Genomic DNA, 7,989 nt, shown 5'->3' on the forward strand with positions numbered 1-7,989 from the left:
GCGGCCGCCGAGCGCCTCGATGCCCCACAGGTGCACCCGCGCGCCGTAGCCCTGGGCGGCCTCGACGGCCGAGACGAGGTCCTCGTCGCCGCCGACGAGGACGGCGTCGCTGATGGCGCGGTGCCGGGCGAGGGTCTCCAGGTCCGTGCGGATCAGGGAGTCGACGCCCTTCTGCTGGTTGTTGGCGTTGAGGTTGCCGAGCCGGACCTTGACGTCGGGCAGCTCGGCGATGCGCTGCTGCTCGGTGGTGTGCAGCCGGCGGCGGGCGCCGTCGTACCAGTAGACGCGCAGCAGCCTGCTGTCCGGGAAGATCGTGCGGGCCTTGTCGATGAACGCCTCGATGAGCNNCCGGCAACCAGGCGCCCCATGGCCGCGTACACATAGCCCGCGTCCGCGAACACCGCGTGGATCGACGGCGTGGTCGACACCTTGGCCAGCACGCGCTGGAGCAGCTCGTTGGTCTGCTCGATGCCGGCGGCGACCGCGGCGAGGTCGGGAGGGCCTGGGGCCGGTGCGTCGTTCATTACGGGGCTCATTGTCCGGGTGGCGCGGCGGGCGGCACAACCGGTCCCCCTACCGCAAGTAGTTAGCCTCGCGAAAATTTTCTTTAGCGTAGGGAATGTTTGACGAGGGTCGCTCGTTGAAACCCTTGGATGGGGCGCCCGAAAACCGCCGCAACCCACTCTTAACGGTCAGGCAACGGCCGTGACGTACCGCGGTGGCACGCTGCACAGCGAGCCACCGCACCAGTAGTTCTCCATCAGGAGGATCAGACGAAGGGAGAAGCCGTGCGCTTCGAGATCATGCGCCTCGACGACATCGACGGCACCGCCGTGGACAGCACCGTCGTGGACGCCGCCTCCGTCAACCGGATCGTGCAGCAGGCCGCCTCCATCGGCCAGCGCATCTACATCCGCCCGGCCGAGACCTCGGCCCGGTAACGCCCAGCGCGTCAACGCAGCCGACAGCGCCCCCGTACGTGCGTGTACGGGGGCGCTTGGCGTGCGCACGGACGCGCGGGACTCGTACGCGTACGGGTCGGGGCAGCTTTGTGCGCATGCAGGGCCCGGCGGCTCGTACGGGCCCGGGCGGCTCGCACGTACAGGCTCAGGCGCCGTCGACGACCTGCAGCACGCCGTTGATGATCTGCTGCACCGCCAGCGCGGAGAGCATCATTCCGGCGAGCCGGGTCACCAGCACGACGCCGCCGTCCTTGATGACCCGGATGATCAGCAGCGAGTACCGCATGGTGAGCCACAGCACGACGTGCATCGCCAAGATGGCGGCCCAGACCGACAGCTGGCCGCCGAACCCGTCCGCGTCCTGCACGGCCAGGATCACCGAGACGATCGCGCCGGGCCCGGCGAGCAGCGGCATGCCCAGCGGTACGAGCGCGGCGTTGACCTCCTTGGTCTGCGTCGGCTCCTCGGACTTGCCCGTGAGCAGGTCGAGCGCGATCAGCAGGAGCAGCAGCCCGCCCGCGATCATCAGCGCGGGCACGGAGACGTGCAGGTAGTCGAGGATCTGCTGGCCGCAGAGGCCGAAGACGGCGATCACGCCGAAGGCGACGGCCGCCGCCTGCCAGGCCATCCTGCGCTGGATCTTGGCCGGGCGACCGGAGCTGAGCGCGAGGAAGATCGGCGTGATGCCGGGCGGATCCATGATCACGAACAGGGTCAGGAAGAGCGAGCCGAAGACAGCGAAGTCGAACACGGTGATATGGCCTTGCGGGAGTGGTGGTACGCGGCACGGGCGCGCCGAAGGGCAGATGGATACGGGCCGAAGGGCGGCCGGGTACGGGGAGTCGGGCCCCGCGGGAGCTGGGTGCTCGGGTCGGCTCAGCCGCCCGTGCCGGGCACCGGGAAGGCGCCCGTCGCACGGCGCACGATCTCGCCGTAGATCTCGGGGTCGGTGGTGTATTCCCCGAGTCCGCAGGCCTTGCGGCTGCCGTGGTAGTCGCTGGAGCCGGTGGTCAGCAGACCCAGCTCGGCGGCCAGGCCGCGCAGCCGGGCGCGGGTCGCCGGGTCGTGGTCCATGTGGTCGACCTCGAGGCCGTCGAGCCCGGCGGAGGCCAGTTCGGCGACGGCGCTCTCGGGCACGCACTCACCGCGCTTGACGGCCAGCGGGTGCGCGAAGACGGTGACCCCGCCCGCGGCCTTGACGAGGCGGATCGCGTCAAACGGGTCCAGTTCGTGCTTCTCGGCGTACGCCCGGCCGCCATTGGCCAGCCACTCGGGCGTGAAGGCGTCCGAGACGGTTGCGACGACGCCGAGTTCGACGAGCGCGGTCGCGATGTGCGGCCGCCCCACGGCGCCGTCGCCCGCGATCTCCGCGACCCGCTCCCAGGTGATGGGAACGCCCAGCTCGCGCAGTTTGGCGACCATGGCCCGAGCGCGCGGGACCCGGTCGTCGCGGACCAGCTCGCGCTCGCGGGCCAGCTCCGGCTCGTCGGGGTCGAAGAGGTACGCCAGCAAGTGCAGGCTGGTGCCCGCCAGCCGGCAGGACAGCTCGGCGCCGGTGACGAGGGTGAGCCCGGGCGGCAGCGCGGCCAGCGCGCGGGCGTGGCCGCCGACGGTGTCGTGATCGGTCAGCGCGACGACGTCGAGGCGGGCCGCGGCGGCGTTCCGTACGAGCTCTTCGGGGGTGTCCGTGCCATCCGAGGCAGTGGAGTGGGTGTGCAGATCGATGCGCACGGCACGGCTCCAGACTGCGGTCGGCGGGACGAGGGGACGCTCCAGGGTAACGGCGCGTGGAGCTTTGGCCGTAATCGCGGGGTGTGCGGGGCCCTTGGCCGTCGCCGCAGGGCGCGTAGGGCCTTGACCGTCATCGCAGGACGTCGGAGCCCCGGCCGTCGTCGCAGGGCGTGCGAACCCTGGCCGTCGTCGCAGGACGTCGGAGCCCCGGCCGTCGTCGCAGGGCGTGCGAACCCTGGCCGTCGTCGCAGGGCGTGCGGGGCCCTGGCCGTCATCGCAGGGCGTGCAGTCCCCAGGACACGTGCGGCCCCTATGACAGCAAGCGTGGGGACAGCGCCCCGCACGGGACCAGTTCCACCTCGGCGCCCGCGTCCCGCAGATCGGTGAGCACCAACTCGTCGTACAGCAGCAGCCCCGACTGCCCCGGCCAGAGGATCGCCCACAGCCACAGCCCGCGGGCCTCGCCCGCGAAGACCGCGCGGTCCGCGGGGGCGCCCTCGACGTGCCAGAGCGGGGTGGGGCGCCCAGCCGCCAGCACCTTGGCGTGCGGCGACTGGTCCACCGCCATGTTCGGGCCGGGGTCCGGGCCCTTGATGCCCGCGTAGCGCGCGCCGAGCCCGACGCCCAACTCCTCGGCGATCAGGAGCAGTTCGCCCATGCCCCCGACCGGTCCCGGGCCCGAGCAGGCGACGGCGGTGGCGCGCCCGCCGCTGCGGTCGTCGCCCGCGGACGCCACCCCGGTGAACAGCCAGCCGATCGGCAGCGGCCACGGCATCCAGACCGGCACCTGGGCCCGGTTCACGACGACGCCGAGCGCCTCGACGCTCGGCGGAAGGACCGGCTGCAGGGGATGCACGGTGCCGTGCACGTCGCACTGCCAGGAGTCGGCGAAGAGACCGGGCGCCCGCACCCGGCCACCGCACTTCGGGCAACTGGGTTCGCCCCTCATAGAGCCCAACGGTCCTACCCCTGGTTCGCCGCGTCAAGGACGATCACCCGACCGGACTGCGGGGAGTGTGGGCGCCGGCGGGGGTCGCGAGCGGGCGGCGGCCCGGCCCGGCCCGCGCGGCTCAGCCCAGCGGGACCGCCGTACGCCCCGGGTCGCGCAGATCCGTCCCGTACGTGAGCCAGCGCTTCTCCAGCGCGCCCGCGCCGTGCACCCGCTTCCAGGCCGCCTCGCCTGGCGTCATCGGCAGCAGCGGCAGGAAGCGGACCGGGTCCATGGGCGCGGGCAGTTCGAGGTCCTCGACCAGTCCACCCGGCTCGGCAACGAGCACCGAGCCGAAGGGGGCGTCCGGCCACAGCGGCCCGCCGACGTCGAGCGAGCCGCCCGGGGCCACGACCACGCCCTCGACCTGTGGCGACGCGGCGAGTACGGCCAGCGGCCTGAGCACCTTGTCGGTGTCGGCGCGGCCGGCCCGCACGGACAGCAGCAGCTCGGCGCGGGGGCCGCGTACGGGGTCGGCGAAGGTGATCGACAGGGGCGCCGCGAGGCCGCCCGCCGAGGGGCGGTGGTCGGGCGAGGGCCCTGCCGGGTCGGTCATGGGCCGGGCGGACATGCCGAGGGTCGCGTAGCGGACCACGTCGCCGTCGCCGGAGTCGTCCTGGAAGCGGAGGACCTCGATGCGCTCGGCGCCGAGGAACGTGACGGCTGCGCGGCCGTCCGGCTCGCCGAGCGCCGTGCGCAGCCGGGCTTCGACCAGCTCCAGAACGTCTGACATGCCGTGAGCATAGAACGCGCCCCGCGGGCCGAGCCGACCGCGTGGAGCAGGCCGGGAACGCTCGGCGGAAGCGGCATAGAACCTGACATGAACGCGTATGCAACAGGCAAAGTGGGGACTCGGCGTGCCGGTCGGCTGATAGTCTTGGCCGCTGGTTCAGGGCAGCGTACTTCCGCACCGCTTTCCCGCCCTGCCAGCGGACAGGCATTCTCGCGGCGCTGCCGCGATCGGTGTTCCCCACGGGGACCGGCCGGAGGAGGTGGGGCTGCGGTGGATCCCAGTCGACCGTGCAGTATCAACAGCTCTTCCGCGCCCGGCCCGTTGAGCGGCCCGCCCCTCTCGGCCTGATGCCGACCGTACCCAGCAGTGACACGCTGAAACACTGAGTTTCCGGGATTCACGGCATCACGCGGACGCTGGAAGAGCGACTTCCGTCTCGTCTTGATCATGTCCAGCGTCATGCCGTCCCGTGGCGCAGCGGTGCCGCCCGCTTTGCCGACGTACGCAGCCGAAAATCCGGCCCTGTGGCGTACGTCCGCATTCCGGGCGGTGCGCGCCGCCACCCGACGGCCGGCCCGCCGAGGAGCCTGCCATGTCGATGATTCGCGAACTGCGCGCCGCCGTACGCCCCGCCCTGCGCCGCGGGGAGACCGGCTACGGGGCCCGCGTCGAGGAGCGGGGGACGCCCAGCTCCGTGGTGGACTGCGCCGTCTACCGGGACGGCCGCCGCGTCAAGGACCAGCTCGCCCCGGGCGAGGCCATGGAGCGCGTCCGCACCTCGGGCGGCTTCGCCTGGATCGGGCTGCACGAGCCGACCGAGCCCGAATTCGCCGGTATCGCCCGGGAGTTCGGACTGCACCCGCTCGCGGTCGAGGACGCGGTCCACGCCCACCAGCGGCCCAAGCTGGAGCGCTACGACGACACGCTCTTCACCGTCTTCAAGACCATCCACTACGTGGAGCACGCCGAGCTGACCGCCACCAGCGAGGTCGTGGAGACCGGCGAGGTGATGTGCTTCACCGGCCGGGACTTCATCATCACCGTCCGGCACGGCGGCCAGGGCTCGCTGCGCGCCCTGCGGCACCGGCTGGAGGACGACCCCGAGCTGCTCTCCAAAGGCCCCTCGGCGGTGCTGCACGCGATCGCCGACCAGGTCGTCGACGGCTACATCGCGGTCGCCGACGCGGTCCAGGACGACATCGACGAGGTCGAGATCGACGTCTTCAGCTCAGCGCAGGGCGGCGGCAGTTCGCGCGGCGGCGACGCGGGCCGGATCTACCAGCTCAAGCGCGAGGTGCTGGAGTTCAAGCGCGCGGTCTCGCCGCTGCTGCGGCCGATGCAGCTGCTCAGCGAGCGGCCGATGCGGCTGGTCGACCCGGACATCCAGAAGTACTTCCGGGACGTGGCCGACCACCTGGCGCGGGTGAACGAGCAGGTCGTCTCCTTCGACGAACTGCTCAACTCGATCCTTCAGGCCAACCTCGCGCAGGCCACCGTCGCCCAGAACGAGGACATGCGGAAGATCACCGCCTGGGCGGCCATCATCGCCGTACCGACCATGATCTGCGGGGTCTACGGCATGAACTTCGAGCACATGCCCGAGCTGGAGTGGAAGTACGGCTACGAGCTGGTGATGGGCGTCATCGCCACGATCTGCTTCACGATCCACCGCGGCTTCAAGCGCAACGGCTGGCTGTAGGGCCGCGGTTGGCCCGACCCTGCCGCAAGGCCGGGGTCACGCCGCCTTCCTGCGGTCTCCCATGATCACCAGGGCGAGGCCCGCGAGGATCACCGCGAGCGCCGGGTACGCGGCGAGCGGCGGGGTCTGGTCCAGCCAGAGCGCCGCGATGAGCGCCGCCCCCGGGGTCTCCAGCAGGATCGCCGTCGAGGTGATGGACGGGCCGAGGCCCCGGACGACCCGGTTGATCAGCGAGTGGCCCAGCAGCTGCGCCGCGACCGTCAGGACGGCGAGCTTCACCCAGGTCCCGCCGCTGTACCCGGCGAGCGAGGAGCCGGACACCAGGCAGGTGACGAGCAGCAGCGCGGCCGTCGTCGAGTAGCAGACGTAGGTGTACGCGGTGGTGCTCACGGTCCGCCGAACCTCGGACCCGATCAACACATAGCCGGCGGCCGCCATGCCGCCCGCCAGGGCGAGCGCGTCGCCCGCCAGGGCCCGGGGCGAGAGCGACAGGTCGACGCCGGTGAGCAGGACGACGCCGAGGAAGGCGACGGCCGTGCCCGCCCAGACGAGCGCGGGCGGGCGGTGGCCGCGCAGCCGCAGCAGCAGCGTCGTCCAGATCGGGGTCGTGGTGACCAGCGCGGTCGAGGAGGCCACGGAGGTCATGTGCAGGCTCGGCAGCCAGAGCGCGAAGTGCAGCGCGAGCAGCGCCCCGGCCGCGGCGGACAGCAGCAGCGCCTTACGGCCCATGCCCAGCAGCTCGGCCCGGTGGCGTACGAGCGCGAACGGCGTCAGCGCGCCGACGGCGAGTGGGGTGCGGGCCGCCGAGATGATCGAGTCGAGTTCCGACTCCAGCTGGGTGACCGCCGCCGTGAGCCGGCCTGCGCCGGGCGCCGCGCCGATCCGCTCGGCCTCCAGGCGCAGCGCGGTGAGCGGGGTCCGCAGCCGGTGCGAGAGGTCGGCGACCAGCTCGCGCTCCAGGGCCAGTAGCTGGACGACCCGGTCGGCCATCGAGTTGAACGCGGTCCCCAGCTCCCGGAGTTCGGGCGGACCCGCGGGTTCCACCCGTACGTCCAGATCGCCCGAGCCCAGCGCGTGCGAGGCCCGCGACAGGTTCCGTGAGGACCGCACGACCCGCGCCCCGAGCCGGTCCGCGACCAGCACCGAACCGGCCACGAGCCCCACCGCCAGCAGTGACATCACCACCCACGACAGCGCCACCCCCCGGTCCAGGTCCGCTCGCGGCACGAACGACTCGACCACGGCCACCCGCCGCCCGTCGAGGATCACCGGCTGGAGGTAGACCCGGCCCGCCGCGTCGGAGAGGGCCAGCGTCTCGCGCTCCCGCTCGGCCCGGGCGAGGGCGCCGGCGGGGGCGTGCTCGGCGCCGATGACCTTCCCGCCGGGCAGGTGGACCCCCAGCCGCCCGCCGGAGTCCAGGCCCGAGACGGCCTGCTGGACGTCGGCCGGACGGGTCGTCAGGGCGAGTACGGGGGCCAGGGCCGCGGCCCGCTGCTCGGCCTCGGTCGTGGCCCGGCCCCGTGCCTCGGACTGCACGAGCAGGGCGAGCGGGATCAGGAAGGACAGCGCCACCATGGAGGTCACCGCGAGCGCGACCCCCGCGAGGGCGCGTCTCACCGCGGCGCCGCGAGCTTGATGCCGATGCCGCGCACGGTGTGCAGATAGCGCGGCTGCGACGCCCGCTCGCCCAGCTTGCGGCGGAGCGCCGAGAGATGGACGTCGATCGTCTGGTCCTCGACGTACGGCTGGCGCCACACGTCCGCGAGGATGCGCCGGCGGGAGACCACCTGGTCGGCGTGGAACGCCAGATAGGCCAGCAGGTCGAACTCCCGCCGGGTCAGCCGCAGTTCGCGCCCGGCGAGGCGTGCCGTCCTGG

9 protein-coding genes and 1 pseudogene are annotated in these 7,989 nt (G+C 72.6%); 2 read left to right on the plus strand and 8 right to left on the minus strand.

What is annotated here, in order from left to right:
• On the minus strand, positions 1-346 hold a 346-nt coding region (locus AOK16_RS18480), incomplete at both ends, for an NYN domain-containing protein (RefSeq protein WP_240483638.1).
• A gap of 2 nt (positions 347-348) precedes the next feature.
• Positions 349-524 (minus strand): annotated as a pseudogene (locus AOK16_RS28475) (NYN domain-containing protein); the annotation flags it as partial.
• Positions 525-788: 264 nt separating this feature from the next.
• Between AOK16_RS28475 and AOK16_RS27480 the strand changes: the two are divergent.
• Positions 789-941, plus strand: a complete 153-nt coding sequence (locus tag AOK16_RS27480; RefSeq protein WP_169790910.1) for a hypothetical protein — start codon at positions 789-791, stop codon at positions 939-941.
• A gap of 166 nt (positions 942-1,107) precedes the next feature.
• Here AOK16_RS27480 and AOK16_RS18485 read toward each other — a convergent pair whose 3' ends face one another.
• The 4 genes from AOK16_RS18485 to AOK16_RS18500 form a co-directional block, all read right to left on the minus strand.
• Positions 1,108-1,713: a MarC family protein gene (locus AOK16_RS18485; RefSeq protein ID WP_055473342.1), complete on the minus strand. Its 606-nt coding sequence runs from the start codon at positions 1,711-1,713 to the stop codon at positions 1,108-1,110.
• Positions 1,714-1,838: 125 nt separating this feature from the next.
• Positions 1,839-2,693: a PHP domain-containing protein gene (locus AOK16_RS18490; RefSeq protein ID WP_055473343.1), complete on the minus strand. Its 855-nt coding sequence runs from the start codon at positions 2,691-2,693 to the stop codon at positions 1,839-1,841.
• Between the two features lie 310 nt (positions 2,694-3,003).
• A complete protein-coding gene (locus tag AOK16_RS18495) occupies positions 3,004-3,642 on the minus strand; it encodes a DUF6758 family protein (RefSeq protein WP_055473344.1) in 639 nt (212 codons plus the stop codon).
• A gap of 121 nt (positions 3,643-3,763) precedes the next feature.
• Complete coding sequence (locus tag AOK16_RS18500) at positions 3,764-4,414, minus strand: suppressor of fused domain protein (protein ID WP_055473345.1); 651 nt, start codon at positions 4,412-4,414, stop codon at positions 3,764-3,766.
• A 592-nt stretch (positions 4,415-5,006) separates the two neighbouring features.
• Between AOK16_RS18500 and AOK16_RS18505 the strand changes: the two genes are divergently transcribed.
• A complete protein-coding gene (locus AOK16_RS18505) occupies positions 5,007-6,113 on the plus strand; it encodes a magnesium and cobalt transport protein CorA (protein ID WP_055473346.1) in 1,107 nt (368 codons plus the stop codon).
• A 36-nt stretch (positions 6,114-6,149) separates the two neighbouring features.
• Here the strand turns inward: AOK16_RS18505 and AOK16_RS25880 are convergent, their stop codons facing one another.
• Positions 6,150-7,730 carry a HAMP domain-containing protein gene (locus tag AOK16_RS25880; protein ID WP_079101530.1) on the minus strand — a complete coding sequence of 527 codons (1,581 nt, stop codon included), beginning with the start codon at positions 7,728-7,730 and terminating at the stop codon, positions 6,150-6,152.
• Positions 7,727-7,989 (minus strand): winged helix-turn-helix domain-containing protein (locus AOK16_RS18515; protein ID WP_169790911.1); only part of this gene is annotated, 263 nt, incomplete at its 5' end. The genes AOK16_RS18515 and AOK16_RS25880, both read right to left, overlap by 4 nt.

It is taken from the genome of Streptomyces pathocidini (assembly GCF_001418495.1).
GTDB lineage: Bacteria > Actinomycetota > Actinomycetes > Streptomycetales > Streptomycetaceae > Streptomyces > Streptomyces pathocidini.

Coding starts and splice junctions, on each gene's coding strand:
- AOK16_RS18495 (WP_055473344.1), bottom strand. CDS start 3,642: ATGAGGGGCGAACCCAGTTGCCCGAAGTGCGGTGGCCGGGTGCGGGCG.
- AOK16_RS18500 (WP_055473345.1), bottom strand. CDS start 4,414: ATGTCAGACGTTCTGGAGCTGGTCGAAGCCCGGCTGCGCACGGCGCTC.
- AOK16_RS18505 (WP_055473346.1), top strand. CDS start 5,007: ATGTCGATGATTCGCGAACTGCGCGCCGCCGTACGCCCCGCCCTGCGC.